Annotated in this window: 22 protein-coding genes and 1 pseudogene; 16 read left to right on the top strand and 7 right to left on the bottom strand. The window is 68.7% G+C overall.

Going from position 1 to position 26,126, the window contains the following annotated elements; all coding sequences use genetic code 11:
• Window positions 1-60 precede the first annotated feature (60 nt).
• Window positions 61-996: a bifunctional Delta(1)-pyrroline-2-carboxylate/Delta(1)-piperideine-2-carboxylate reductase gene (gene lhpI, locus DM992_RS18470; protein WP_111018081.1), complete on the bottom strand. Its 936-nt coding sequence runs from the start codon at window positions 994-996 to the stop codon at window positions 61-63.
• Window positions 997-1,261: 265 nt separating this feature from the next.
• Between lhpI and DM992_RS18465 the strand changes: the two genes are divergently transcribed.
• The 7 genes from DM992_RS18465 to DM992_RS18435 all read left to right on the top strand — a co-directional run bounded on the left by DM992_RS18465 (window position 1,262) and on the right by DM992_RS18435 (window position 9,393).
• Window positions 1,262-1,999, top strand: coding sequence for a GntR family transcriptional regulator (locus DM992_RS18465; protein WP_111018080.1), 738 nt, complete (start codon window positions 1,262-1,264; stop codon window positions 1,997-1,999).
• A gap of 121 nt (window positions 2,000-2,120) precedes the next feature.
• On the top strand, window positions 2,121-3,242 hold the full coding sequence (locus DM992_RS18460) for a branched-chain amino acid ABC transporter substrate-binding protein (RefSeq protein ID WP_111018079.1): 1,122 nt from the start codon (window positions 2,121-2,123) through the stop codon (window positions 3,240-3,242).
• Between the two features lie 65 nt (window positions 3,243-3,307).
• The gene (gene lhpH / locus DM992_RS18455; RefSeq protein WP_111018078.1) at window positions 3,308-4,315 is read left to right on the top strand and encodes a trans-3-hydroxy-L-proline dehydratase; all 1,008 of its coding nucleotides are present in this window, start codon (window positions 3,308-3,310) and stop codon (window positions 4,313-4,315) included.
• A 174-nt stretch (window positions 4,316-4,489) separates the two neighbouring features.
• Window positions 4,490-7,081, top strand: a complete 2,592-nt coding sequence (locus tag DM992_RS18450; protein WP_111018077.1) for a transglycosylase domain-containing protein — start codon at window positions 4,490-4,492, stop codon at window positions 7,079-7,081.
• 79 nt (window positions 7,082-7,160) lie between these two features.
• On the top strand, window positions 7,161-8,042 hold the full coding sequence (locus DM992_RS18445; RefSeq protein ID WP_111018076.1) for a PilZ domain-containing protein: 882 nt from the start codon (window positions 7,161-7,163) through the stop codon (window positions 8,040-8,042).
• Window positions 8,043-8,266: 224 nt separating this feature from the next.
• On the top strand, window positions 8,267-8,596 hold the full coding sequence (locus DM992_RS18440; protein ID WP_034179562.1) for a DUF4148 domain-containing protein: 330 nt from the start codon (window positions 8,267-8,269) through the stop codon (window positions 8,594-8,596).
• 392 nt (window positions 8,597-8,988) lie between these two features.
• Window positions 8,989-9,393: a lysozyme inhibitor LprI family protein gene (locus tag DM992_RS18435; protein ID WP_034179560.1), complete on the top strand. Its 405-nt coding sequence runs from the start codon at window positions 8,989-8,991 to the stop codon at window positions 9,391-9,393.
• Between the two features lie 72 nt (window positions 9,394-9,465).
• Here the strand turns inward: DM992_RS18435 and DM992_RS18430 are convergent, their stop codons facing one another.
• Together DM992_RS18430 and DM992_RS18425 are read right to left on the bottom strand one after the other, a co-directional pair.
• Entirely contained in the window at window positions 9,466-10,113 is a 648-nt protein-coding gene (locus DM992_RS18430; RefSeq protein WP_034179559.1) for a response regulator transcription factor, read from the bottom strand.
• Window positions 10,110-12,224, bottom strand: a complete 2,115-nt coding sequence (locus DM992_RS18425) for a PAS domain S-box protein (RefSeq protein WP_111018075.1) — start codon at window positions 12,222-12,224, stop codon at window positions 10,110-10,112. The genes DM992_RS18430 and DM992_RS18425 overlap by 4 nt, the downstream gene beginning before the upstream one ends.
• Before the next feature lie 320 nt (window positions 12,225-12,544).
• Here DM992_RS18425 and DM992_RS18420 point away from each other — a divergent pair, with 320 nt between their 5' ends.
• The 5 genes and pseudogenes from DM992_RS18420 to DM992_RS18400 all read left to right on the top strand — a co-directional run bounded on the left by DM992_RS18420 (window position 12,545) and on the right by DM992_RS18400 (window position 16,779).
• Window positions 12,545-13,021 (top strand): universal stress protein, encoded by a 477-nt coding sequence (locus DM992_RS18420; RefSeq protein WP_111018074.1) that lies wholly within the window; start codon window positions 12,545-12,547, stop codon window positions 13,019-13,021.
• A gap of 365 nt (window positions 13,022-13,386) precedes the next feature.
• Window positions 13,387-13,893 (top strand): cupin domain-containing protein, encoded by a 507-nt coding sequence (locus DM992_RS18415; RefSeq protein ID WP_111018073.1) that lies wholly within the window; start codon window positions 13,387-13,389, stop codon window positions 13,891-13,893.
• Window positions 13,894-14,081: 188 nt separating this feature from the next.
• Complete coding sequence (locus DM992_RS18410) at window positions 14,082-15,107, top strand: DedA family protein/thiosulfate sulfurtransferase GlpE (protein ID WP_111018072.1); 1,026 nt, start codon at window positions 14,082-14,084, stop codon at window positions 15,105-15,107.
• Between the two features lie 237 nt (window positions 15,108-15,344).
• A pseudogene (locus DM992_RS18405) lies at window positions 15,345-15,627 on the top strand (amino acid permease); the annotation flags it as partial.
• Window positions 15,628-15,843: 216 nt separating this feature from the next.
• On the top strand, window positions 15,844-16,779 hold the full coding sequence (locus tag DM992_RS18400; RefSeq protein ID WP_111018071.1) for a universal stress protein: 936 nt from the start codon (window positions 15,844-15,846) through the stop codon (window positions 16,777-16,779).
• Between the two features lie 526 nt (window positions 16,780-17,305).
• Here the strand turns inward: DM992_RS18400 and DM992_RS18395 are convergent.
• On the bottom strand, window positions 17,306-17,740 hold the full coding sequence (locus DM992_RS18395) for a hypothetical protein (RefSeq protein WP_111018070.1): 435 nt from the start codon (window positions 17,738-17,740) through the stop codon (window positions 17,306-17,308).
• Between the two features lie 567 nt (window positions 17,741-18,307).
• Between DM992_RS18395 and DM992_RS18390 the strand changes: the two genes are divergently transcribed.
• Complete coding sequence (locus DM992_RS18390) at window positions 18,308-18,562, top strand: DUF3562 domain-containing protein (RefSeq protein ID WP_111018069.1); 255 nt, start codon at window positions 18,308-18,310, stop codon at window positions 18,560-18,562.
• 343 nt (window positions 18,563-18,905) lie between these two features.
• Window positions 18,906-20,705, top strand: coding sequence for a methyl-accepting chemotaxis protein (locus DM992_RS18385; RefSeq protein WP_111018068.1), 1,800 nt, complete (start codon window positions 18,906-18,908; stop codon window positions 20,703-20,705).
• A gap of 30 nt (window positions 20,706-20,735) precedes the next feature.
• Here the strand turns inward: DM992_RS18385 and DM992_RS18380 are convergent, their stop codons facing one another.
• Window positions 20,736-21,773 carry a sigma-54 dependent transcriptional regulator gene (locus tag DM992_RS18380; RefSeq protein WP_111020283.1) on the bottom strand — a complete coding sequence of 346 codons (1,038 nt, stop codon included), beginning with the start codon at window positions 21,771-21,773 and terminating at the stop codon, window positions 20,736-20,738.
• Between the two features lie 387 nt (window positions 21,774-22,160).
• Here DM992_RS18380 and DM992_RS18375 point away from each other — a divergent pair, with 387 nt between their 5' ends.
• On the top strand, window positions 22,161-24,146 hold the full coding sequence (locus DM992_RS18375; protein ID WP_111020282.1) for an ATP-binding protein: 1,986 nt from the start codon (window positions 22,161-22,163) through the stop codon (window positions 24,144-24,146).
• Window positions 24,147-24,270: 124 nt separating this feature from the next.
• On the top strand, window positions 24,271-24,894 hold the full coding sequence (locus tag DM992_RS18370) for a DUF4142 domain-containing protein (RefSeq protein WP_111018067.1): 624 nt from the start codon (window positions 24,271-24,273) through the stop codon (window positions 24,892-24,894).
• A 22-nt stretch (window positions 24,895-24,916) separates the two neighbouring features.
• Here the strand turns inward: DM992_RS18370 and DM992_RS18365 are convergent, their stop codons facing one another.
• Both DM992_RS18365 and DM992_RS18360 read right to left on the bottom strand, forming a co-directional pair.
• Window positions 24,917-25,447, bottom strand: coding sequence for a PRC-barrel domain-containing protein (locus DM992_RS18365; protein ID WP_111018066.1), 531 nt, complete (start codon window positions 25,445-25,447; stop codon window positions 24,917-24,919).
• Window positions 25,448-25,556: 109 nt separating this feature from the next.
• Complete coding sequence (locus tag DM992_RS18360) at window positions 25,557-25,988, bottom strand: CBS domain-containing protein (protein WP_034179547.1); 432 nt, start codon at window positions 25,986-25,988, stop codon at window positions 25,557-25,559.
• Window positions 25,989-26,126: the final 138 nt, after the last annotated feature.

The following is a 26,126-nucleotide window of genomic DNA, read 5'->3' as shown; positions in this document are numbered from 1 at the left end:
GCCGGATATTGCGATGCCGCACCGACGCCGCGCACGCGGCCGGCGGGTTTTGCTGCCGGGTCAGCCGGCCTGGCGCGCGTCCAGCGCATTGCGTGCGGTGCGGCACGCGGCGAGATCCCACGCGGCGCAGCCGACGCTCTTGAACAGCAGCGGTCCGCCGACGGCGAACGCGCCGCCCAGCACGTCGGCGAGCGACGCGACGTGCTGCCAGTCGACCTGCGCGACGATCAGGTCGCCGGCCTCGTGGCGCGCGCCGGCCGGATCGTCGACGACGAGCCGGCTGCCGCGCACCGTGTTCGCGTCGATCTCGGCCGCATCCGCGGTGAACGCGCCGACGCCGACCACGAGCCGGCCTTCGCGCGCGGCCTCGCGGTAGACGGGCGTGCGGCTCGTCGTCAGCGTGACGACGACGTCGATCGCATCGGGAATCGCGTCGCCGTCGAGCGGTGCGAGCCGCGGCGCTTGCGCGCGGTGCGCGGCGCAGAAGGCGGCCGCGCTGGCGGCGCTGGTGCCGCGCACGTGAAGGCGCGCATCGGGAAAGATCGCTGCGAGCGCTTCCGCGTGATTGGCCGCCTGCTTGCCGGTGCCGATCAGCAGGATGTCGCGCGGCGCGGCGCCATGCAGCGCGTCGATGCCGAGCACGGTGACGGCCGCCGTGCGGCGCCCGGTGACCGTCGGGCCGTCGAGCGCGAAGCGCATCTCGCCGGTGGTCGCATCGTACGCGGTCACCTGGCCGAGGATCGTCGGCAGCCCGCGCGCGCCGTTGCCGGGGCACACGTTCACGAGCTTGTGGGTGGCAAGGTCGCGCGCGCTCGACGGCATCGACAACATCACGCCGCCTGCCTGCAGGGGCACGACCAGGCGTTCGGGGCTGACGATCTCGCCCGCCGCGTACTCGGCGACGGCCTGCCTGAGCGTGGCGAGCAGCGCCGGGTAATCGAGCAGCGCGGCCGTGTCGGTCGCATCGAAAACGGGAATCCGGGAAAGGGCGGTCATCGTGTACGTCGCAGGTGTCGGTGAGCGTGGGCGGCGGGCGCATGACGCGCCCGCCAGGGGGCTGCCGGATGCCGTGACACGGAGGCAGCGTGGATCGAATCTATACCACTTTCCGTCGTGCCGGCAACCCTGAAAATAAAGCGAAGCGCCGGTTTTGGTTCTAATATCTGTCCAGAAGGGTCGCCGTGGTCTCGATGCCGGCGCCGCTCCGGTATAGTGCGAACCCATTCCAAGTCCACGCCCGCGACCGGGCAGGAGCCAAACGATGATGTCCGCGCGTCCCGAATCACTCGAAGGCGGTTTCAGGCCGCTGCAGATCTACGAGCAGGTCGCCGAGAAGATCCGCGACGAGATTCGCGCGGGGCGCTACGCGGCCGATTCGCGGCTGCCGTCCGAGCGCGAGCTCGCGGTGCTGTTCCAGGTTGGAAGGCCGGCCGTGCGCGAGGCGCTCGGCGCGCTGCAGAACGAAGGGCTGGTGTTCACGAAGCGCAATTCGGGCACCTACGTCGTCGCGTCGCCGCTCGACGTGCTGGCGGAACGCGGCGACACGCGTGCGGCGTCCGAGGCCGATTTCAGCCCGACATCGACGCTCGACGTGCGGCTGATCCTGGAACCCGCGATCGCGCGCCTCGCGGCCTCGCATGGCCGCGCCGATCCGGGCGCCGAGCGCTATCTCGCGCAGATGGAAACCATCACCGACGTCGACGATCCGCATCAGCGCGCGCTGTGGAACGAGAGCGACCGGCTGTTCCACCGGCAGCTCGCGCTGATGACCGGCGACCCGCTGATCGTGAAGATCGCGGACGAGGTCGCGAAGACGATGGACCAGCCGCTGTGGAAGCGGCTGAAGGACGACGGCATCTACGACGCCGGCCGGATCCGGCTCTACGTGTCCGAACACCGGCTGATCTACGAGGCGATCGTGTCCGGCGATGCCGATGCGGCCGCGTTCTATGTCGAGCAGCATATCCGCCGCGTGCGGCGCGACATCGCGCCGAAGTGATGCGCACGGCTTCGTTCTGGTCTGAAATATGACCAGAATCGTGAAAGTTATTTTTAAATTGCTTGCGATGTGACCACGCGTGTCCTACATTGGTTTCACACAAAACCAATCAGGAGACATCATGCGACACCTCGTTACCGCGCTGTCGGTGGCTATTGCCGCCGGCGCGCTGACTTCCGCGCACGCGCAGGAAGTCGTGATGATCGGCCATTCGGCGCCATTGACGGGCCCGCAGGCCGCGAACGGCAAGGACAACGAAAACGGCGCGCGCCTTGCCGTCGACGAACTCAACAAGGCCGGCGTGAAGGTGGCCGGCAAGGCCGTCACGTTCAAGCTGGTGTCCGACGACGACCAGGCCGACCCGAAGGCCGGCGTGCAGGTCGCGCAGAACCTCGTCGACAAGGGCGTCGTCGCGGTGCTCGGGCCGTACAACTCGGGCGTCGCGATCCCGGCATCGCGCGTGTATTCGAATGCGGGCGTGCCGATCCTGCCGGTTGCGTCGAATCCGGCGCTCACACGGCAGGGCTTCAAGAACATCTTCCGGATCGGCGCGAGCGACGAGCAGCTCGGCGGCACGATGGCCACGTTCGCCGCGAAGACGCTGAACGCGAAAACCGCGGCCGTCGTCGACGATCGCACCGCATACGGGCAGGGCGTCGCCGAGCAGTTCATGAACGTCGCGAAGGCGAACGGGATCAGGATCGTCGACCAGGAATACACGAGTTCGTCGGCCACCGATTTCCTCGGCATCCTCACCAAGATCAAGGCCGGCAACCCCGACGTGATCTTCTTCGGCGGCTATGCGGCGCAGGGCGCGCCGATGGCCAAGCAGATGAAGCAGCGCGGGCTGCGCGCGAAGCTGCTCGGCGGCGACGGCATCTGCTCGGCCGACATGGGCAAGGTGGCGGGCGATGCGGCAGCGATCGTCTACTGCGCGCAGGGCGGCGTCGCGCTCGAGAAGACGCCGGCCGGGCGCGAATTCCTGAAGAAGTACCACGACGCCTATCACATGGATACGCAGGTCTACGGCGTCAACTACTACGACGGCGTGAAGCTGCTCGCCGACGCGATGGTCAAGGCCGGCACGACCACCGACAAGGCGAAGCTGATCGCGCAGCTCGCGAAGTCGAACTATGCGGGCGTCGCGGGCACCTATTCGTTCGACGCGAACGGCGACCTGAAGGGCGCGCCCACGTCCGTCTACGTGATCCGCAACGGCCTGCCCGAGCCGTACGCGAAATAACCGGCCAGCCTGCCATCGGACGGCGGCCCGGCCGCCGTCCTTCGTTTCAACGCATTCGATCGACCATGAAAATTTCCCGATCCCTTTCCACCGTCGAAGTCCATACGGGCGGCGAAGCGTTCCGCATCGTCACGAGCGGGCTGCCGCGCCTGCCTGGCGACACGATCGTCCAGCGCCGCGCATGGCTCAAGGAGAACGCCGACGAGATCCGCCGCGCGCTGATGTTCGAACCGCGCGGCCACGCCGACATGTACGGCGGCTATCTGACCGAGCCCGTGTCGCCGAACGCCGATTTCGGCGTGATCTTCGTGCACAACGAAGGCTACAGCGACCATTGCGGGCACGGCGTGATCGCGCTGTCGACCGCCGCGGTCGAACTCGGCTGGGTGCAGCGCACGGTGCCGGAAACGCGGGTCGGCATCGACGCGCCGTGCGGCTTCATCGAGGCCTTCGTCAAGTGGGACGGCGAGCATGCGGGGCCCGTGCGCTTCGTCAACGTGCCGTCGTTCATCTGGCGGCGCGACGTGTCGGTCGATACGCCGTCGTTCGGCACCGTGACCGGCGACATCGCGTATGGCGGCGCGTTCTACTTCTACGTCGACGGCGCACCGTTCGACCTGCCGGTGCGCGAGGCGGCGGTGGAAAAGCTGATTCGCTTCGGCGCGGAAGTGAAGGCTGCCGCGAATGCGAAGTACCCGGTCGTGCATCCGGAGATTCCGGAAATCAACCATATCTACGGCACGATCATCGCGAACGCGCCGCGCCATCCGGGTTCGACGCAGGCGAACTGCTGCGTGTTCGCGGATCGCGAGGTCGACCGCTCGCCGACCGGTTCCGGCACCGGCGGGCGCGTCGCGCAGTTGTACCAGCGCGGGCTGCTCGCGGCCGGCGACACGCTCGTCAACGAATCGATCGTCGGCACCATCTTCAAGGGGCGCGTGCTGCGCGAGACGACGGTCGGCGACATCCCGGCCGTGATCCCGGAAGTGGAAGGCAGCGCGTATATCTGCGGTTTCGCGAACTGGATCGTCGACGAACGCGATCCTCTGACCTACGGTTTTCTCGTGCGCTGAGTCGCGGCGCAGATCGGCCGCCGTCGCGCGGCTGCCCGGTTGTCGTACCAGGCCTGGCGCGTCGTTCCCGTTGCGGGAGCACGCGCCTTTTTTGCGTGCAGCCGGTCGCGAAGCCGTGCGGTGCGCGCCGGCGCAAGGCCGCCACGGCCGGCGGGCCGCGCGAGTTTTGGTACGATGCACCCTTTTCAGCCGAGCTCCACCCGCGTGAATCGCCGAAACGTGTCGTCAGTGCGTGACTTCTGTGCCAGCTGGGTCGCGCGCGCCCAACCCGTCGCGGCTGCCGCCGTCGCGAGGGTCAAGCCTCTCGCCGCCGCCGCATGGCAGCACCTCCGTCGTCCCACGCGCCGCGGCGTACTGCTCACGGCCGCCGCCGTGCCGGTGCTGTTCGTGCTGTACGTGATCGCGCTGATCCCGTTCACGCCGGGCATCGGCGACATCCGCAAGGCGCGCGTCGACCAACCGGCGCAGGTGCTGTCCGCCGACGGCAAGCTGCTGGCCGAATTCAAGCCGTCGAACCGCGAGTGGGTGCCGCTCAAGCAGATCTCGCCGCACATGGTCGACGCGCTGATCGCGACCGAGGATCATCGCTTCTACGAGCATCACGGCCTCGACTGGAAACGCACCGCGTCGGCCGCGCTCCACACGTTCTCGGGCAGCCGCCAGGGCGGCTCGACGATCACGCAGCAGCTCGCACGCAACCTGTATCCGGACGAGATCGGCCGCGCGCCGACGCTTACGCGCAAGATCAAGGAGGCGATCACCGCGCTGAAGATCGAGGCCGTCTACAGCAAGGACCAGATCCTCGAAACCTACCTGAACACGGTGCCGTTCCTGTACAACGCGTACGGCGTCGAGATGGCCGCGCGTACCTATTTCGACAAGTCGGCCGACGAGCTCGACGTGCTCGACAGCGCGACGCTCGTCGGGATGCTGAAGGGCAACAGCTATTACAACCCGGTGCTGAATCCCGAGCGTGCGCTGCAGCGGCGCAACACGGTGCTCGGCCAGATGGTGAAGTACGGCAAGCTGTCGGCGGCGCAGTTCGCACAGTTGCAGCGCCGGCCGCTGCGCATCGATTTCGAGCGCCAGAAGGAGCCGCCGGGGCCGGCGCCGCATTTCGCGCAGCAGTTGCGCAAATGGCTGATCGCGTGGGCCGACCGCAACGACTACAACATCTACTCGGACGGATTGATCGTGCGCACGACGATCGACTCGCGGCTGCAGCAGATGGCGACGCAGGCGCTCACGCTGCAGGGCAACCAGTTGCAGGGCATCGCGAACAACGCGTGGAGCGGCCGCGACGGCTGCGGCACCGACAACGAGGTGTTCCGCACCTTCATGCGCGAGTCGCCCGAGTACAAGGCCGCGCAGGACGCGGGCAAGGACGACGCGGCCGCGATGAAGATGCTCGCGGCCGACCGCGGCTTCATGCGTGCGCTCTGCAAGACGAAGACCGACGTGCAGGCCGGCTTCCTCGCGATCGATCCGCGCGACGGGCAGATCCGCGCATGGGTCGGCAGCCGCGACTTCACCAACGAGCCGTTCGATCACGTCGCGCAGGCACGGCGCCAGCCGGGCTCGACGTTCAAGCCGTTCGTCTATGGCGCCGCGTTCGCGGGCGGGATGAAGCCGGACGACACGTTCATCGACCAGCCGGTCGAGATCCCGCTGAAGGGCGGCGAGATCTGGCGGCCGAACGACGACGTGCCGCCTACGGGCAAACCGATGACGCTGCGCGACGCGGTCGCGCTGTCGCGCAACCGGATCACCGCGCAGGTGATGGAGAAGGTCGGGCCCACGGCGGTCGCACGGCTCGCGCGCGACATGGGCGTGCGCGAAAGCCCGCTCGAACGCGTGCCGTCGCTCGCGCTCGGCACGAGCCCGGTCACGCTGAAGGAGATGGTCGCGTCGTACGCGACGATCGCGAACGGCGGGCTGTATGTCGAACCGCAAATGGTGACGCGCATCGAGAACCGCCAGGGCGACGTGCTCGCCGAGTACGCGCCGGCGCCGCCCGAGCGCGCGCTCGACGCCGAAACCGACAAGACGCTGCTCGACGTGATGCGCGATGTCGTGACGCGCGGCACGGGCGGCAGCATCCGCACGCGCTTTGGCGTTCGCGGCGATGTAGCCGGCAAGACGGGCACGACGCAGGACAACGCGGACGGCTGGTTCATCCTGATGCAGCCGGGCCTCGTCGCCGGTGCGTGGGTCGGGTTCGACGACGGCCGCGTGACGCTGCGCAGCGATTACTGGGGGCAGGGCGCGCACAGTGCGCTGCCGATCGTCGGCGATTTCTTCCAGCGCGCGCAGCGCGCCCGGATCGTCGACACGAAGGCGAAATTCGATACGGAGCCGTCGCCCGGCTGGTTCGCGTCGCTGCGCGAGCGTGCGACGGATCTGTTCGACACGTGGTTCAGGCCCGAGCCGACGAAGGCGCCCGCGCCAGTCAGGACGCAGCGCACGGAGCCTCCATCGGAGGCCGACGAAGGCGCGGCATCGGGCGCGTCGGCGGCATCGGCGCCCGAAGCGGCGTCCGGCGGCATCGTCGAGGAATGGATGCCAGCGTCCGAAGTGGCCGCATCGGCCGCCGCGTTGTCGTCGGGCGCATCGCAGCCGCAGACAGCGCAGCCGCCGGCAGTGGGCGCAAGTACGACGAGCGACGGCGGCGCGGGCATCGGTGCGGCGCCGGCCGTCGCACCTTCTGCCACGCCGACCCAGCCGCCCGCGCCGGTCGCTCCCGACGCGACGGGCGCCTCGCAGTAACGAAGCCGTTCAGATTTCGCGCGACGCTGCCGTAATCATGTTGTCACGACAGCTCGCGCGGTTGTTCCGCGCTTCTCCGATGCGACTTCCCACCGACTACGTCGCGCTAGCACGCGACGACCTCTCCGTTGGCGTTCCGCTCGGTTTCGATCTCTACGATGTGGACGGCGCCGCGCTGCTGCCGGCCGGCACGACACTGGGCGATGCCGCGCAGCATGCTTTCCTGTTCGACCATTTCCGGCCCGTGCGTGTGCGCGTGCGCGATGACGCCGATGCCGAGCCGCACGAGCTTGGCGCGGTGCCGCCCGCCACGCGCATGGGGCTGTCGGCCGGCGCCGCGATCGGTATCCGCCGCCGGGTCGGCACGACACGCGCGCTGCAGCGCTTCCGGCTGATCGGCGTCGCCGCGTCGGGCGCGCTGTTCGTCGAGCCGCAGCCGGCGGCAGTGTTCGACTTCGCGCGCGGCGACGACATCGAAGCGGTAGCGATCGGCCGGGCGGCGGTGTCCCGTTTCGGCGCGACGGTCGAGTCGGTGCAGGTGTCGGGCGCCGCGCCGTTCATGATCCTGTCGCCACCCGGTTTCGTCGACCGGCTGCGTACGCGCGCAGAGCCGCGCGTGCCTGCGCGGATCGCGGCCTGCTGCACGGGGGGAGCCGACGGGGCGGAAGGCATCGGAATGGTGCACGACATCAGCTTGAGCGGGCTGTCGATCGCGGTCGACCGGACGATCGCCGCAATCGGAGAGCCGCTGCGCGTGCTGCTGCCGTATGCGGCGGGCGGCCGCGTCGAGCAGCTGGCGCTCGACGGCACGGTGCGGGCCGTGCATGCCGATCCGGCGGCGCCGGCACTGACGCTGCATCACGCGGCGTTCGGCGAGACCGGCGCCGACGACCTGGTCCGCCTCAAGGCACTGCTGTTCGACAGGCTGATGGCGTCGGCGGACATCGACCAATCGCGCTGACGCGCGGGTAGCGCGCGCCAGATGCCGTATCGCAGCATTCGGCGCATGAATGCCGATAATCGTATGATGATTGAGGATATTCCGGCGAAATTGTACGGTTTCCGTCAACAGTGAATTTGCGATTTAAGTATTTACCCTGATAGTCGCGCCTCCTAGACTTCTACTCATGCGCAACGACCCCGAGTCCGAAGCGCCTGACAAAACAATCCCGGAGGTAACGCATCATGAAATCGCTGATCAAGGCAGTTGCACTGGCCGCCCTGGTGGCCGCACCGGTCGTCTCGTTCGCCCAATCGAACCAGCAGCCGCTGACGCGCGCACAAGTGCGCGCCGAGCTGGTCCAGCTCGAAAAGGCCGGCTACAACCCGAACGACTGGGTGAACTATCCGGAAAACATCCAGGCCGCACAGGCAAAGATCGCCGCCGCGCAGAACACCGGCGCGCAGGCTGACGCAACGGGCTACGGCGCGAACGCCGCTGCGACGTCGCAGTCGGGCCAACGCGTGGTCGTGCCGGCCGCCGCCGATCGTTCGTCGGTGTACTTCGGCCACTAAGCCGGCCGGCGCCGGCAACGGCGCCCGATTTGCGGTTCCCCCGAAACCCGTGCACGGTATCCGTGTACGGGTTTTTCGTTTCTGCATGCACGAATGAGCCGGGGCGAGCGTGGTGCGCGTGCCTTCCGTCATGCCCGCTCTGCGGCACGAACGCGAAATGCGCGGAAGCGGGAAGGGATGGACGCGATAGCGCTGGCCTGAAGCGGCGTATCAATTTTTTCAGTGCAGGTGCGCGTGGCTGATATGCAAGCCGACGCGCGAGCATGATGCCGGCTGACAAGCGGACGCGCGTGCGCTAGCATCGCGGACGGTGTCGCCGCGCGCCGAGGCGCGGCAGGGGCGTCAGGCTCCGCACCGGCTTCCACGACTTCAACGAACAACAAGGAGCATCCATGCGTGTCTTGACCGGTCTGCTGTGCTCGCTGGCACTGGCGGCGAACGTCGCCCATGCACAGGCGAATTGTGCGGACGCAACGGATCAGGCGACGATGACGGCATGTGCCGATCGCGCGTACAAGAAATCCGACGGGGATTTGAACCGGACCTACCAGGCCGTCACCGCGCGCCTGCGCGATGCACGGCCGCTTGCCGACAAACTGGTGAATGCGCAGCGCGCGTGGATCGCATACCGCGACGCCGAATGCGGTTTCTCCAGCGCGAACGCCGAGGGCGGCAGTGTGTATCCGATGGTCGTATCGACCTGCCTCGACGATCTGACGAAAGCGCGTACGGAAACGCTGAAGGCCTATCTGTCCTGCGAGGAAGGCGATCTCGCGTGCCCGGTGCCCGCCAGGTAAAAATCACGCACCGTTACCGGCCGCATGCCGCGCGGCCGGTCAAACCCGCCATCCGCTGCTACACGTCGTCCGTTACACGTCGTCCGTTTCGTCGAGCAGCTTGTGCCGCATCGCGTAACGCACCAGAGCCGCTTCGTGCGGCATCTGCATCTTTTCCAGGATCCGCGTCTTGTAGGTGCTGACCGTCTTCGCGCTCACGCACAGCGCGTGCGCGATCTCGGTCAGCGTCTGGCCGGCGGCGATCCGCCGGAACACGTCGAATTCGCGATCGGACAGCCGCTGGTGCGGCAGCGTCTCGGCCGGCTCGTTCAGGCTCTGCGCGAACTGCTCGGCCATCGCGAGGCTCACGTAGACGCCGCCCGATGCCACTTTCGTGACCGCGCCCACCAGCTCGGCGCTCGCGCTTTCCTTCGTCAGATAGCCTGACGCACCCGCGCGGAATGCGCGCACAGCATATTGCTGCTCCGCGTGCATCGTCAGCACGAGCACGCGCAGCGCGGGCTTCTCGTCCTTGATCTGCTTGATCAGTTCGACGCCGTTGCGACCCGGCATCGACAGGTCGAGCACGAGCACCTGCGCAGGCGTCGAGCGCACGAGCGCGATCGTCGACGGGCCGTCACAGGCTTCGCCAGCCACCTCGAATCCGCTGGCGTTCTGGAGGATGTGCCGCAGACCGTCGCGTACGAGCGTATGGTCGTCGGCGATGAGCACCTTGATCATGTGATGAGGGTTTCCTGTTGAACGGTACTGAGCGGTAACGCGACGGTAATCGAGAAACCGCGCGCGAGCGCGGTATCGATCGTCACGGTACCACCGAGCATGTGCGCGCGTTCGCGAATGCCGATCAGGCCGAACGATTTGTCCTCGTGGACCGTGCCGCCGGGCGCCGCGCCGCGGCCGTTGTCCGCGACGCGCAGCACGCATAAGCCGGCCTCGATGTCGAGCCGCAGCGCGACGCGCGTCGCATCCGCATGGCGCGCGACGTTCGTCAGCGCTTCCTGGACGATGCGGAACAGTGTGGTCGCACCCGCGCTGGTGAACGTAAGGCCGCCCGTTTCGATGTGACGCTCGACATCGATCCCGTAGCGGTTCGTGAAATCGTTCGCGAGCCATTCGATCGCGGGCACGAGGCCGAGGTCGTCGAGCATCACCGGCCGCAGGTCGGCCGCGATGCGCCGCACCGACGCGACCGTCGCGTCGATCAGCCGCCGCATGCCCTGCAGGTGCGACAGCATGCCTTCGTCCGGCTGCGCGCGGCCGGGTACGCGCAACTGCTGCTCGACCACCGACAGGTCCATCTTCAGCGCGGTGAGCTGCTGGCCGAGGTCGTCGTGCAGCTCGCGCGCGATGCGCGTCTTTTCTTCTTCACGCACGTTCTGCAGGTTCGCCGACAGTTCGCGCAATTCCTCGCGCGATTGCTTCAGCGCATTCTCGGCGCGCAGCCGCTCGGTGATGTCGCGCAGCATCACCGTATAGAGCTTGCCCGACGCGTCGCGAATCTGCGAGATCGACGCCTCGATCGGAAATTCCTCGCCGCTGGCGCGCAGCCCGAACAGCACGCGCTGGCGGCCCATCTGCCGTTCGGAGACGCCCGTCACGCCGAACTGGTCGACATGCCTCGCGTGCGCGGCGCGGAACCGCTCGGGGATGAAGCGCGACAGCGGCGCGCCGATCGCCTCCATCGCGGACACGCCGAACACCTGCTCGGCCATCGGATTGAAGATCACGACCGTCTGCTTTTCGTCGATCGTGATGATCGCTTCCATCGACGAACGGATAATGCCCATCATCCGCGCCTCGTTGAGGATGCCGCGGCTGCTTGCGCCGGAATCGGCCGTGGCGCCGGACCGGCCGCGCATCAGCGCATGGACGAGCGCCGCGAACGCGAACGACGCGATCAGTCCGGCGGCAAGCACGGTGCCGGCCGCGCGCTGCGCGCCGGTTGCGCTCGGGCGGCCGTCAGCGGAATAGGCGAGCGTCAGCACGGTGCCGCCGAAATTCAGCACGTCGGTGCGCCGCAGCAGGTCGGGCGAAACCGATGCCTCGTCGGTCGTCGTTTCGGCGCTGACGATCGCGCGCGGATCGCCGCCGGCGGTCATCCACAGGTCGATCCCGCGTTCCGCGTCGAGTGCGCGCTCGATCAGGCGCCGCGGGCTCAGTGCTGCGAACAGCATCCCGTCGGCGCCGGCTTCGCGCGTGCCGGACGGCGTGGCGGCCGCATGCGGCGAGGTGCTCACGGGCAGGAACAGTGTGAGGGTGCGCGCGTCGCGGGACGTATCGTCGTCGGCCGGGTGGACGCCGAGCGCGATGTCGCCGGTCTGCAGCGCGCGCGCCAGCGGCGCCGCGTCGGACGCGCCGAAGCGCACGACGGGCGAACTCGACGGGGGCGCGCTGAGCGCCGCGGCCGCGAGCGCGCCGCCCGGCATCGGTTTCGAGCCGGCGAGGGCGCTGCGTGTCGCGGGCGGCAGCGGCACATAGCCGATCTGCCGGACCGGCGAGCGGCCGCTGTCGAGATCGAGCGTTTCCGCATACCGGCGCCATTGTTCGGGCGTCATTTCCGGGACGAGGCTGAATGCGCCGCGCGCGCCTTCGAGCACGGCGACGCCGGACTGCAGCTCGTGGCGCAGCATCGCGGTCACGTGCGTCGTGCGGCGCTCGAAGCGCGTACGGACGGCGCCTTGCCACTGCTCGCGCACCAGCAGCGCGACGCCGAGCGACAGCACCGCGCCGGCGCACAGCGCGACGATGCCAGCCGCGAGCGGCTGGCGTAACATGCTCTGGAGGCGCGCGGGCCCTCGGGAATCACGCGTTGGGGTTCCACTGGCGGTCATTCGATGGCCATTCTGTTGTCGGGGCGGCCCGCAGCACTCGGACGGCGCGGCAAAACCGGGCAAAACTCGCACCCGCTGCGTACAGCGTCTATTTTGAAGATGAAATTGTGCGCGTTTTACACGTTTTATGTAATAGGGGCAGCTGAAAATGCGGCAAACGGCGTGGAGCAGCGGGCGCGCCGGCCGCGCTTGACGCGCGTCAACGAGCGCGTCGGCACGTGGGGCAGACTGTTCGGCAGGCAAGCCGGCACCGGGTTGGCTTGCGGTAACGGGCCGTCGTCGTACAACGCGCGACGCGTGCCCGGTCGGAGGGACGGACCATGTACAAGCGGATTTTCGTCGGGCTCGACGGCGGCCCGAGCGCGCGTCTCGCGCTGAGCGAGGCGATCAGGATCGCGGCGGCGTCCGGCGGCGAGGTCACCTGCGCGTATGTCGTCGAGCATCGGCCGCAGCTCGTCGACGTCGACGCGGGCTTCGCGGCCGAGCGCGACGACGATGCGGCTGCCACCGCTGCCGCGACGCCGGTGCTCGACGCTGCGAAAGCCGAGCTCGCTCAGCAGCACGTGCCGGGCACCGTGCGCGCGCTCGACGCGTACGGCGAGGATGTCGCCACGGTGCTGATGCGCACGGCGGCCGAAACCGACGCCGACCTGATCGTGATGGGCACCAGCGGGCGGCACGGGCTGCGCCGGCTGCTGCTCGGCAGCGTCGCGGAATCGCTGCTGCGCACGGCCGACCGGCCCGTGCTGCTGGTGCGGCACAGCGAGCCGGGTGCGCCGGGTGCGCCGGCGGCGTGATGCGTGCGGTGCGTTGCTGACGCATCAGCGGTTGCGGGCAGGAGACTGCCGTGCGCCTTTGCCGGATGTCTGCCTGATGGAACGTGCGCCGCGCTGATCTGCGCAGCGCGCGTGAGTGCGCCTGTCGCGTTCGACGCATGCGTCGTCCGGACGAGGGCGCCCCGGATGTGCGCGCATGCCCGCCATTCCATGCCCGCGGGTTGCATCCCGACCCGCAGTTCTGGCAGCATCGACCGTGTCCGCTTCTTCGCCGCGCGCATGGCCGCGGCGATCGACGCAGCGGTATCCGGCGGCACCCGGTCGCATCCGCGACGAACCGGGCCGTAGCCGGATGCCGGTTCCTCACGTTACCGACGTCATCCGCCATGCCGATTTCCGCCACCGACCTGATCCGCCAGTTCGACCTGCAGCCGCACCCCGAGGGCGGCTATTTCCGCGAAACCTATCGTGCTGCCGATTCGGTCGTGCGTCCGGCCGACGGCGCACCGCGCGCCGCATCGACCGCGATCTACTACCTGCTGTGCGACGGCGCCTATTCGTCGTGGCACCGGATCCGTTCCGACGAGGTCTGGCATTTCTACGCCGGCGATCCGCTCGAAGTGTGGGTGCTCGACGAGCGCGACGGGCTGGCGATCCACCGGCTCGGCAACCCGCTCACGCATCCGGGCACCGTGTTCCAGACGGTCGTGCCGGCCGGGCGCTGGTTCGGCGCGCGCTGCGCGTCGCCGGAGCACGTCGCGCTGGTCGGCTGCACGGTTGCACCGGGGTTCGAGTTCGCGGAATTCGAGCTGGCCGATGCAGCCGCGCTGGCTGCCGCGTTTCCCGACTACGCGGAGCACGTCGCAAGGCTCGCGCAGCGGCCGGACGCGTGATCGTCACACGTGGTGCAACCATCGGCCCGAAGCCTGTGCCGACGGCGTGTGTTCCGCGCGATCCCGGCCAAACCCGTTTAGAATGCCCGTGATGCACAAGGTCTGCTGCGGACGTGCCGCGGCGGCCGTTGCGCAGCCGGTCCGACGGCCCCCGTCGCGCGGCCCGCATGTCTTCCAGGAGCGCCGCCGTGTGGCACTTTCCCATTGCAATTCCATCGTCGCTCGGCCCGTGGGCCGTGTTCGCGAGCGTGTTGATCACGCAGCTCGGCGTGCCGGTGCCGGCCGTGCCGATGCTGATTCTCGGCGGCACGATGGCGGCGATGGGGCAGGCGTCCTGGGCCAGCATGTTCGCGGCGGCGATCGGCGCGACGATGCTCGCCGATTCGCTGTGGTTCTTCATGGGCCGCACGCGCGGCCGGCGCCTGCTGAACGGCCTCGTGCGTTTCTCGCTGTCGCTCGACACGACGCTGCGCTTCGCGCGTAACGTATTCGAACGATACGGCGCGCCGCTGCTCGTACTGTCCAAATTCCTGCCGGGCCTCGGCCTCGTGTCGGCGCCGCTGCTCGGCACGACCGCGATCGGCGTCGGCGTGTTCCTGTTCTGGGATCTGGCCGGCGCGTCGCTGTGGGCCGCGTTCTGGCTCGTCGGCGGCGCGGCCATTCACGACCAGATCGTCCAGTTCGTGCTGTGGGTGCGCGCGAGCGGCGGCACGATCCTCGACGCGTTCCTCGCGATCTTCATCACGTTCCTGCTGTACCGCTGGGTGCGCCGCGTGCAGTTTCGCCGCTATCTCGCGCAGGTGCGCATCTCGCCGCCGCAGCTCGTCGAGATGATGACGTCGGACGAGCCGCCGCTGATCTTCGACGCGCGGCCGAAAGCGATTCGCGAGCGCGAACCGTACCGGATCGCCGGCGCGGTGCCGGTCGATCTCGATTCGCCGGACCTGCTCGACCCGGAAATGCTGAAACGGCCGATCGTCGTCTATTGCGTGTGCCCGAACGAGGCGACCGCGAAGCGCCTGATCGCGAAGATGCAGCGCAAGAAGATGATCCACAACATCCGGGCGCTGAAGGGCGGCCTAGATGCGTGGGAGAAGCACGGCTATCCGGTCGAGCCGCTGCCGGCCGATCTCGATTCGTCGCGTTATTTCGTACGCCCGGAACACGGCGCGCTCAAAGGCGAATATACGGTGCGCGCGACACTGTCCAAATAAATGCGCGCGCGGCGCCGCGCGCATTCGAATATCGCTACCGGTTTCGCGCATTGAGATTTTTGCGAAAACCGGTTGGCGTGAAACCTCCAATCATCCATACAATCCCGCCTGCATATTGCGTGCGCGTGATCTCGCACATTCGACGCGCGTTCGTTCGCGCCGAAAGCGATTGATCCCGTTGCTGCCCGTCACCCCCTCAGCCGCGTCGCACGGGCCGCACGGGCGTATTCCATGAAAGGCGCGATCCGGGCCTGGTGCGTGATCCTGATCGCGCAGAAGCGCTTTCGCCGCACGCTGTCGTGCGGTCAAGATCGCGCGCCTGCCGATCCGCGTGCCGTTCTATCCACTGGGTTCGTACATCGCGCTCGGGTTTCGCGCGCTGGTCGTCGTGCTGATGGCGTTCACGCCCGACACACGCGTCGCGCTCGTGATCGGGCCGGTGTGGATCGTGCTGCTCGGCATCGCGTATGCGCTGTTCTACGCGAACCGTCCGGCGGCATCGGGGCCGACGAAGTCGTAAGCGGTACGGGCATGGGCTGCGCGATCGTTGATCGCGATCATGCGTGCGTGGGTCGGACGGCCTATGCTGAACGCATTGCTTGTCCGCGCTTCGCGCGGTCACCCGGCGATCCCCGCGACCGCGCCAGCCGTTCGGCCGCCCGGCCGCTGCACGCCGCTTCCGCGCGAAGCTCCCGTCGTCGTTCCGCGACGACGCACACTCACGGAGCCCTTCGTCATGCAGCCTGCCCAGTCCATCCCGACGCTCGCGCGAATCGCGCTGGCCGTCGATCCGACGCCCGAATCGCTGGCCGCCGCGCGCTACGCGCGCACGCTGCTGCGCCCCGGCATGCGATTGCGCATCGTCTGCACGATCGACAACCCGCGCCTCGTATTGCCCGACATCCCGCGCATCGACGCGCTGCTGACGTCGGCGCGCGAGGAGATGATCCGCGAGGCGCAAGCCACCAACGCGCGGATCGCGGCGCTGTTCGACGACAGCGGCATCGAGGTCGAGCAGGTCGTCGTCGATACGTCGGTCACGGGCGGCACGGTCGCCGATGCGCTGGTGAACGACACGCTGGCGTGGCGCGCAGACGTGCTCGTGGTCGGCGCGAATCCGCATCACGGGTTGCTGCGGCTCGTCGAAGGCGCGATGTCGGACACGCTGACGACACGCGCGCGCTGCGCGCTGCTGATCGTGCCGGCCGGCTATGCACGTCCGTCGGACGGCACGCTGCAGCGGCTGATGTTCGCGGTCGACGGCAGCGAACCGTCGCTGCACGCGGTGCGCGTCGGGCTCGGCTTCGCGGCGCCGACGACGTTGCTGTATGCGGCGTACGTGATCGATCGCGCGGTTCGTCTGACGGATATCGTGCCGGTGCGCGCGCTCGAGGACGCGTACCGCGCGGAGGGCGAGGATGCACTCGCGAAGGTCGGTCCGCTGTTTCATGCGACCGGCAACCCGACCAAGCGCGGTATCGTCGAAACGCGTCCGACCAGCGACGACGTGGCCCATGCGCTGATGCGCGACGCCGTGCACTGGCGTGCGGAACTGCTGGTGGTCGGCACGCACGGCCGGCGCGGCATCGCCGCCTGGCTGATCGGCAGCGTCGCGCGCCGCGTTGCGCACCTCGCGCAAGTGCCTGTCTTGCTCGTGCGGGGCGCGGAGTGACTGGCACGGTGTCGCGCACGAAGCGGGTTTCGGTTGACCTGCGTCAGAAACGTCGTGCGCATCGCGTGAGATACTTGCGAGGCATACGCCGACGCGGCCGGTTTCTCGTGCAAATGTAATGGCAGTCGCGCATGAACGCGGGCATCGATCGACGGCGCGTTGTCGCCGCCCCATCCTTTTCAGGAGCCGCGCCTCGTATTGCATGGCGCATCGTCCGACCAGGAACTCTCTGGCACGAGGGTAGGCAGCCGACCGCTGCCTTGGAGGACGGGCGGGGTGCGAGTCACCCCGTCCGCTTTCCGCGTTGCCGGCCCCGTCAGATTTCTTTTCCCCGCAGGAATTGTCGTGAATGCTGCCGCGTGGAACGGCACGTCATCGCACGTAACGGCGCGCAGTCGATGTGGGCCGGCGGATGCTCGCGGCAAGCATGGCATCGCCGTACATGCACGGCACGCTGCAGGCCTGTATAAGTTTCTGTCGCGCCAGGCCATCGCACGGCCCCGTGCCGTGCCTGCTGCGTATGCGCTCAGAGGGTGCGAAGAGTCGACCGCAGAGTGTGCCGGCGGCCGGCGCCGCGGCGTACATGCGGGCGTCGGCGCACGACATGCAGCGGTGCGCACACGCCGCACGTGCGGTTGCGCTGCCGGTTCGCATGCGGCCAGCCGGGGCGCGCCTTGCGGCGCGGCTCCGAAGCAGCCGGCGCGTCGTCCGCGGCCCGCGCGCAGAGTGCCGCGGCGAACCGTTGCAGCGCGAGTACCGACCCCGCGACGCTCTGGTACTTTTCGCGGCCGATCTGCCCGTCGAGCGTGACGAGCAGCCCGGCTTCGCGTGCGAGCGCGAGCAAGGTGTCGAGATCGTCGGCCGGACGGATGCCGGCCGACCCGTCCCGGGCGGGCAGGGCGCGCGCGTTGCCCGGCGCGTGCCGCTGGCCGTCCCGGCCTGCGAAGTTGCGATGTGTCATGGTTGGTCTCCTGCGCCGGACCCCGCATGCCGGCTCGATGGCCGGCTGGGCGATGACCGGGTATGAACGCTTTGTTCATGCCATCAGTATCGGGCGGCGACAACGCGCTGCCAAGCAGCGTGCGCTGAAGTCGCTGTCAGGCATTGCGCGGTGCGTATCGGAATCCGCTGACACGCGTGGCGGCCGATCGGCCGGTGCGGTCCTATCTGTCGTGATCCGGCGCGTTCGTTCCGACGAATGAGCGGGGTGCCGCAGACGTCGCTTGACGCATGATTTCGGCCGGTCTAAGTTCCCCAAACTGCATCGGCGTCGCACGGCGTTCCATCGTCAGCCCGTCGACCGGTGCCGCGCCCCGGGGTGGCGTGGCAGGGCTTCCAGTTTCGTTCGCGGGCAGTTTGCGCCGCGAACCAGGCGCGGCCGGTCCGGACACGGATCGGCACGGCAGCACGCAACGTGCCGTTGATCGCGCGCAAATACGCTCCGGCGCATCGTACGCCGCGCAGCCGTCCAGTCTCTAAACTTCCAGTACTGTCATCTTTTCGTTCCTCGACCGTCAGGAGTTCGTCGATGTCCAAGGACAATTTGCTCGATTCACTCAAGGAAGCCGCCCAACAGCGTGCGATCGGGGCAGATCAGTTGCGCGCGATGCTCGACGACGAAGTGCGCGTGCTGTCGTCCGGCGCACGTGTGCACGACTACATCCACGTGTTCGCGATCCGGCACCTGCGCGAACGGATGCGCCAGCAGGACGAACTCGACAGCGACACACGGGCCGATACGCCGCCCACTGAATCCGATCCGCGCCCAAGCCATCGTCTATGACGGGCGCTCGCGGCGGCTGACGCCGCGGGCGTTACCCGATCCGTCGCCGGGCCGTGGCGAAATCCCGCTCGACCTTCACGCATGCAGTCGACGGCGAGCCGGCCAACCCGAAACGCCCGGGGATTTCCGCGCACGAGGCTGTCGGCACCGTCGTCGCGACCGGTGACCCGCGCGCGGGGCGTCTTTCGGGCGCGGCCATCCTGACAATCAACCGACAGCCGGCGGCATCTTTCGTCGTACATTCCACTGAATCGTCACAACGGCCTCAAGTAAGCGGCGCGATTGCCGTTTACCCGGTGAACAGGTCCACCGCGCGTTTGCGCTCCCTTACCGAGTCGTTGCCATGTTCTCGTCCATCCGCGCCCGCATCCTTGCCGCGTGCGTCGCCATCGTCGTATTCGCGCTCGTCGCCACCACGCTGATCAACTATTTCATCGCACGCTCGTACAACGACGACGCGATCGACCGCAACCTGACCTCCGTCGCGAGCGGCCACGTGGTCGGGATCGCCGACTGGGTCGCCACCCGGAGCCGGATGATCGCGTCGCTGCAGGATGCCGCGCTGGCGCCCGATCCGCTGCCGGTGTTCAAGCAGATGGCCGCGGCCGGCGGCTTCACGAACGTCTACGCGGGTTATGCGGACAAGGCGTTCCGCTTCTCCGACCCGACCGGCATCCCGCCCGACTACGATCCGACCGGCCGACCGTGGTACAAGCAGGCCGCGCAGGCCGGCAAGCCGGTCGTCACGCCGCCTTACGTCGACGCCGGCACCGGCAACCTGGTCGTCACGTTCGCGGTGCCGATCCTGCGCGACGGCGCGCTGAAGGGCGTGGTCGCCGCGGACGTCGCAATGGACAGCGTGATCGCGAACGTGAAGTCGATCCACCCGACGCCCGCGAGCTTCGGGATGTTGATCGACAGCAGCGGCCACGTCGTCGCGCACCCGGACCCGAAGCTCACGCTGAAGCCGGTCGCCGACGTGTCGCCCGAGCTCGGCGCGACGAGCGCCGCGTCGATCGCGGCCGCGACCGCGCCCGTCGAGGTCGGTGTCGGCGGCGATACGAAGCTGGTGCGCGCGCGGCCCGTGCCGGGCACCGACTGGTACGCGCTGGTGCTGCTCGACAAGACCGAGGCGACGGCCGGGATGCGCTCGCTGCTGACCGCGTCGCTGATCACGCTGATCGTGATCGTCGGCGTCGCGTCGCTGATCATCGGCGCGATCACTGCGACCGCGTTCCGCCGCCTGTCGCTGGTGCGTCAGGCAATGGCAGCGATCGGCTCGGGCGCGGGCGACCTGACGCAGCGCCTGCCGGCCGACGGCCGCGACGAAGTCGCCGACATTGCGCGCTCGTTCAACAGCTTCATCGACAAGCTGAACGACGTCATGCGCCAGATCCGCGACGCGAGCGAATCGGTGCGCACGGCTGCGAACGAAATCGCGGCGGGCAACCAGGACCTGTCGTCGCGCACCGAATCGGCGGCGGCGAGCCTCGAGGAAACGGCCGCTTCGATGGAAGAAATCACGGCCACCGTCGGCCAGTCGGCGGCAGCCGCCGGCCAGGCCGACGAACGCGCGGCGGCCGCGTCGCGGATCGCGTCGCACGGCGGCGTGGTCGTGTCGGACGTCGTCGCGACGATGGGGAAGATCGAGGAAGCGTCGGGCCGGATCGGCGACATCATCGGCGTGATCGACGGGATCGCATTCCAGACCAACATCCTCGCGCTGAATGCGGCCGTCGAAGCGGCGCGCGCGGGCGAGCAGGGCCGCGGCTTCGCGGTCGTCGCGCAGGAAGTGCGCAGCCTCGCGCAACGCAGCGCACAGGCCGCGCGCGAAGTGAAGGTGCTGGTCGAATCGACGGTCGCGAGCGTGTCTGCCGGGGCCGGACAGGTGCGCCAGGCCGGCGACACGATGCGCGAGATCGTGTCCAACGTGTCGAACGTGACGACGATCATTTCCGAGATCACGCACGCGGCGAACGAGCAGACGCGCGGCATCCAGGAAGTGAATCGCGCGGTCACGCAACTCGACGAAATGGTGCAGCAGAACGCGGCGCTCGTCGAACAGTCGACGGCGGCCGCAACCGCGCTGCAGTCGCAGGCGAACGCGCTGGCGACGACGGTCGGGCAGTTCAAGGTCGCGTGATGCGGCATGCCGGATGCGCGGCCATGCCGCTCAGGAGCTGCCTCGGTCGCGCATCAGCGCGAGCCGGTTGTAGAGCGTCTTCAGGCTGATCCCGAGCGCTTTCGCCGCGCGCGGCTTGTTGCCGTCGAAATGACGCAGCGTCGCCGCGATGAAGCGCTGCTGCGCGTGGTGCAGCGTCGCGCCGAGCGGTAGCGCCATTGCGCTCTCCGACGTGCGGTCGGGCGGCATCGCCTGCTTCGGCAGCGCGACGTCGATGCCGTCGTCCGCCAGGATGTACGCGCGCTCGAGCGTGTTGTGCAGTTCGCGCACGTTGCCGGGCCACGAATACGCGCGCAGCGCCGCAATCGCCGCGTCGGTCAGCCGCTTGTGCGAGCGGTGCCGCGCGTTCAGCGTATCGACGAATTCCAGCGCGATGGTCTCGATGTCGCCGTCGCGCTGGCGCAGCGGCGGCACGTACAGTGCGAACGCGGCGAGGCGGTAGAACAGGTCCTCGCGCAGCCGGCCGTCGCGCACGGCATCGGCAGGATTGTGGCGGGTGGCCGACACGATCCGCACGTCGAGCGGAATCGGCTCGGTGCCGCCCACCCGCACGATCGTGTTCGACTCGATTGCCCGCAACAGCTTCACCTGCAGCGCCGCGGGCATTTCCGCGATCTCGTCGAGCAGCAGCGTGCCGCCGCGTGCGGCTTCGAAAAAACCTTCCCGCTGCGCGATCGCGCCGGTAAAACTGCCTTTCTCGTGCCCGAACAATTGCGACTCGGCAATATCGGGCGGAATCGCGCCGCAGTTCACGGGCACGAACGGGCCGTCCCGCTGCGCGCTGAGATCGTGCAGCCGGCGCGCGACGATATCCTTGCCGACCCCGCTTTCGCCGGCAATCATCACGCTAGCGCGGGTCGGTGCGATCTTCTCGATGCGGCCGAGCAGCGTGCGCATCGCGGAGGACCGGCCGGACAGCCGGCGGCCGTCAGCGCGCTGCTTCGACCGGTTTGCGGTTTCAGCCATCGGCGTTAGCGGGCAGTTTTGAAAATCGGCATCACGCGTTTCCTTCATTGCAATATTTATCATCGACAGCGAAACGGCCGCGAAGGTGCCGCTGAATAGGAATTTCCAATGCGCGCGGCATGAGTGGAAGAAATCGTCCATCGGTCTTTCCGCGAACCCGTGGATCGGTCCATCGGCGCTTTTTTACAGAAACCCGATGAAAAAGCCGGTTGCGATCGTATTCGTCCCGGGCGGACCGCGACATCGGCCGGTGCCGGACCGGCTGAGGTCAACAGACTGCCGGCATGACGTCCCGTCCGATCATTCGCGGTCCGGACAGTGCCCAGGCCCGCATCAGGCATGTTGCTTGCTCATATCACCAAGCTCGCTCGGCACGCTCGACGACAATGCCGGATGGCCGACAAGCGGCACGATGCCGCGCGACGGGAGCCGGCGCGATGCAAGGATGCAATGAGGACCCTGAACCGTGAGCTGTTACGGCAGGGTGCATGGGTCGTGCTGGCCGTCGGGCTGGCGTCCGCGCTGCAGGCGTGGGCGATTCGCGTCGCCGGCGAGCACGCGCCAATTGCGCCGCTGCCTTTCTATGCGGCCGTTGCGGCTGCCGCGTGGCTGACGTCGTTCGGTGGCGGCCTTGCCGCGACCGTTGCAAGCGTGGCCGTGATCGGCATGCTGTGGTGGCGCGATGCGCAGCTGGCCGCGTTGCTCGCGCAGGCCGGCACGTTCGTCGCGATCGGCTTCGTCGAGTGCGTGCTCGTGATGGCCGTGAAGCCATTGCTCGCGAACCATCGCTTGCGCGAAATCGATGACGACGGCAACGGCAATGCCCGCGCGCCGCACCGCGAGCCCGCGCCCGCCGCGCGCGCGCCTGACGACAGCCAATTGCGCCGTGTGGTCGACGCTTCGCCCGACGCGATCGTCGGGGTCGATGCCGCGCGGCGGATCACCAGCTGGAATCCGGCCGCGTGGCGAATCTTCGGGATCGACGCGGCGCAGGCGACCGGGTGCGACATCGCTTCGATGATCGCGCCGCGCTGGTTGCGGCGGCATCCGGTGCCCGCATCGTTCACGAACCTGCATGCGCCTGTCGGGCCGCTCGACGTGCTGTGCGTGCGCCGCGACGGCGGCCGCTTTCGTGCGACCTTTGCCGCGTCGCCGATCGTCGATGCGCAGGGCAACTGCACGGGCCTGTCGATGACGCTGCGCGAAGCGCGCGAACGCCGCCGCGACGAGCGGCGCGATCTGCGTTCGCTGCGCGGCGCGCGCGACGCGCGTGCGCAGGCCGACTCGGCGAACCGGCTGAAGGACGAACTGCTGGCTACGGTGTCGCACGAGCTGCGCACTCCGGTGAACGTGATCTACGGCTGGGTCGAGGTGCTGCGCAACGTCGACGGGCAGGGCTTCGCGCCACAGGCGATCGATGCGATCGATCGCAGCGCGCGATCGCTGTCGCACATGGTCGGCGACCTGCTCGACGCATCGTCGCTCGCGACGGGACGGCTGCGCCTCGAACACGTGCCGGTCGATCTCGTGCGGGTCGTGCGCGACGCCGCGCGCGAACTCGACGCGACGGCACGGGCGAACGGGCTCGTGCTGTCGACGGAGTACACGATGGCGACCTGCGTGATTTCGGCGGACGGCGAGCGCGTGCGCCAGATCCTGTCGAACCTGCTGTCGAACGCGATCAAGTTCACGCCGCCGGGCGGGCGCATCACCGTGTCGCTGGCGCGAGCGGGCGAGCGCGTGCTGCTGTCGGTCGCGGATACGGGGCAAGGCATTGCGGCGGAATACCTGCCGCACCTGTTCGAGACGTTCAACCGGCCCGAAGGCTCGCTCGCGTCGCCGAAACGAGGCCTCGGGCTCGGCCTGTCGATCGTGCGCAACATCGCGCAACTGCACGGCGGCGACGTCGTCGCAACGAGTGCGGGCACCGGACAAGGGACGACCGTGACGGTCACGCTGCCGGCCGGCTGGGACGCAGACGATCCGGCCGCACAACCGGCGCGCACGACCGGCCGGCCGGCCGCGGCCGCGCTCGACGGCCGGCGCGTGCTCGTGGTCGACGACGACGCGACGTCGCGCGCCAGCCTCGCCGCGGCACTCGAAACGATGGGCGCGCAGGTATCGACCGCACAGTCGGGGCACGATGCGCTCGACGCGGTGGAACGGCATCCGCCGAGCGTCGTGTTGTCGGATCTCGCGATGCCCGACGGCGACGGCTTCTGGCTGCTCGACCGAATCCGGCATCTGCCGGGCGGCGGCGGACACTTGCCGGTCGTCGCGGTCACCGCGCACGCCGGCAAGGCCGACCGCCACCGCGTGCTGGCCGCCGGCTTCGACGCGTATCTGTGCAAGCCGGTCGACATGCCGACGCTGGCGAGCGTGATCGTCGACGTCGCGCCGGACGATCCTTGCGACGGGAAAGCGCGCGACCGGTAGCAGCGGACGCAGTGGGCGCGTGGAGCAATGGCGCACGGACCGATTTCCTTGCGTCGGCCGAGCGTCCCGTGTGACGGGAAACCGCGCGATCGGCCCGCTCCGTCTCGCATACGGAGGTCCCCGAATGAAAACGAATCGGATGAACCGGGACGAACGCCGGCCGGCGGCACGCGCGCTGGCAGGCGCCGCCGGCGCACTGGCGTTCGCGCTTTCGCACGCGCAGGCGCCGCCTGCTTCGTCGGTGCAGGTCGCGCCGGGCGTCGTCAGCCCCGGCCCGACCGCCGACGAGGCCGCCATGACGCAGCGGCCGACCGGCATCGATGCCGAATTCGTCGACAAGGCCGCGATGCTCGGCAAGGTCGAACGGCAGGCCAGCCAGGTCGCGCTCGACCGCTCGTCGAACCCGGACGTGAAGGCATTCGCGCGCCGGATGATCGACGATCTCACGCGCATCGACGGCGAATTGCGGCACCTTGGCGCGCAAAAGGGCGTACCGGTCCAGACGCGGATGCTGGTCGATCCGGCGGTGACGGCATTGCGAACGAAGGATGGCCACGCGTTCGACACGGCCTATGTCGCGCTGGCAGGCCCGCGCACGCACGAGGCGGCGATCCGGCTCTACGAAGCCGAGGCGCGCAACGGCCGCGACCCGCAGCTTCGCGCATTCGCGGCCCGCGCGCTGCCGACGCTGAACGCGCATCTGGCCGCCGCGCGGAAGCTCGCGCAAACGGTGGCGGCCGCGCACTGAATCGCGTGGCAGCCGGCCGGTTTCAACGCTTGCGCCGGCCGTCGTCTTCGGGGCCGCCCGGCGAAGCTTCGTACGGCGGCGAGTCGAGCGCCGTTTCGCCTTCCTCGATCAGCCAGTACGGCGCGCTGCCGTAGTACGCATGCAGCGCCTCGGCCCAGTCCGGATCGGCCATTGCCGGCCAGCGGTTCCTGTCGAAGCCGGGTGCTTCGCGCACCTGCTCGGCGGCAACGGGCAGCACGAAGCATTTGCGCTCGACGTCGAGTATCAGCGCGTTCCACGGCACCGCGAGCAGCTTGTCGCCGCTCCCGCGCACGCCGCGCGACGCGACGACCGCATACGCGATCCGGCCGGAACGCACGTCGAGCATGATGTCGGTGACCTTGCCGATGTCGTCGCCGTCCACCGTCAGCACGCGATCGCCTTCGAGCGTGCGGGCAGCCATCACGTCGGGCCCCGGCCCGCCCGCGGACGGGCGGCGGCCGGCGCCGACAATGCGCGCGGCGTCGCGCGACGCAATGCGCGCGGCGTCGCGCGACGGTTTGTCCGTTGTCATCGAAAACCTCCTGGTCGGAACGGCAACCTTGCGCACGCGCGAAACGCGTGCGTGTGCGCGTCGCACCCGGGCAGCGGGCCGTCGTGCGGAACGAGGGAGCGCGTGCGTGTCAGCGCCGACGCGGCAGCGACACGTCCTCGAGCGTATTGGCGAGCTCGTCGCGCTCAGGGCCGCCCGCGCGCGTCGCAATGTCGCCGAGCGACACGATGCCGACGAGCCGCAGGCTCCGGTCGAGCACCGGCAGCCGATGCAGCTGCACGTCGGCCATCCGCTGCTGGACATCGCCGACACCGTCGTCCTCTACGCACCACTGCACGGGTGCGGATGCGACCGCCAGCACGGGCGTATCGGACGAATGGCCGTGCGACAGCGCCCGCACCGCGAGGTCGCGATCGGTCACGATCGCGACGAGTTCGGTGCCGTCGCAAACGGGCAGGACGCCGATATCGAAGCGCTGCATCAGTTCGGCCGCATGGCGAATCGTATCGGTCGGCGCGACGCATACCACGTCGCGCGACATGATCTCGTTGACGCGATACATGAAGCCTCCTTCGTGAGCGAATCGATTCGGGAGCAGATACCGTGCCGCGCGCGCGCCGCGCACGCCGGCCCTTGCCGGCCGGACGACGGAGAAATTTGCCAGCCCGCTTGTACATCTTCCACGGCGGCAGTCGCGAAC

This window comes from Burkholderia sp. JP2-270 (assembly GCF_003233675.1).
GTDB classification, from domain to species: Bacteria; Pseudomonadota; Gammaproteobacteria; order Burkholderiales; family Burkholderiaceae; genus Burkholderia; species Burkholderia pyrrocinia_C.
This window is presented reverse-complemented; position numbering and strand designations above follow the sequence as displayed.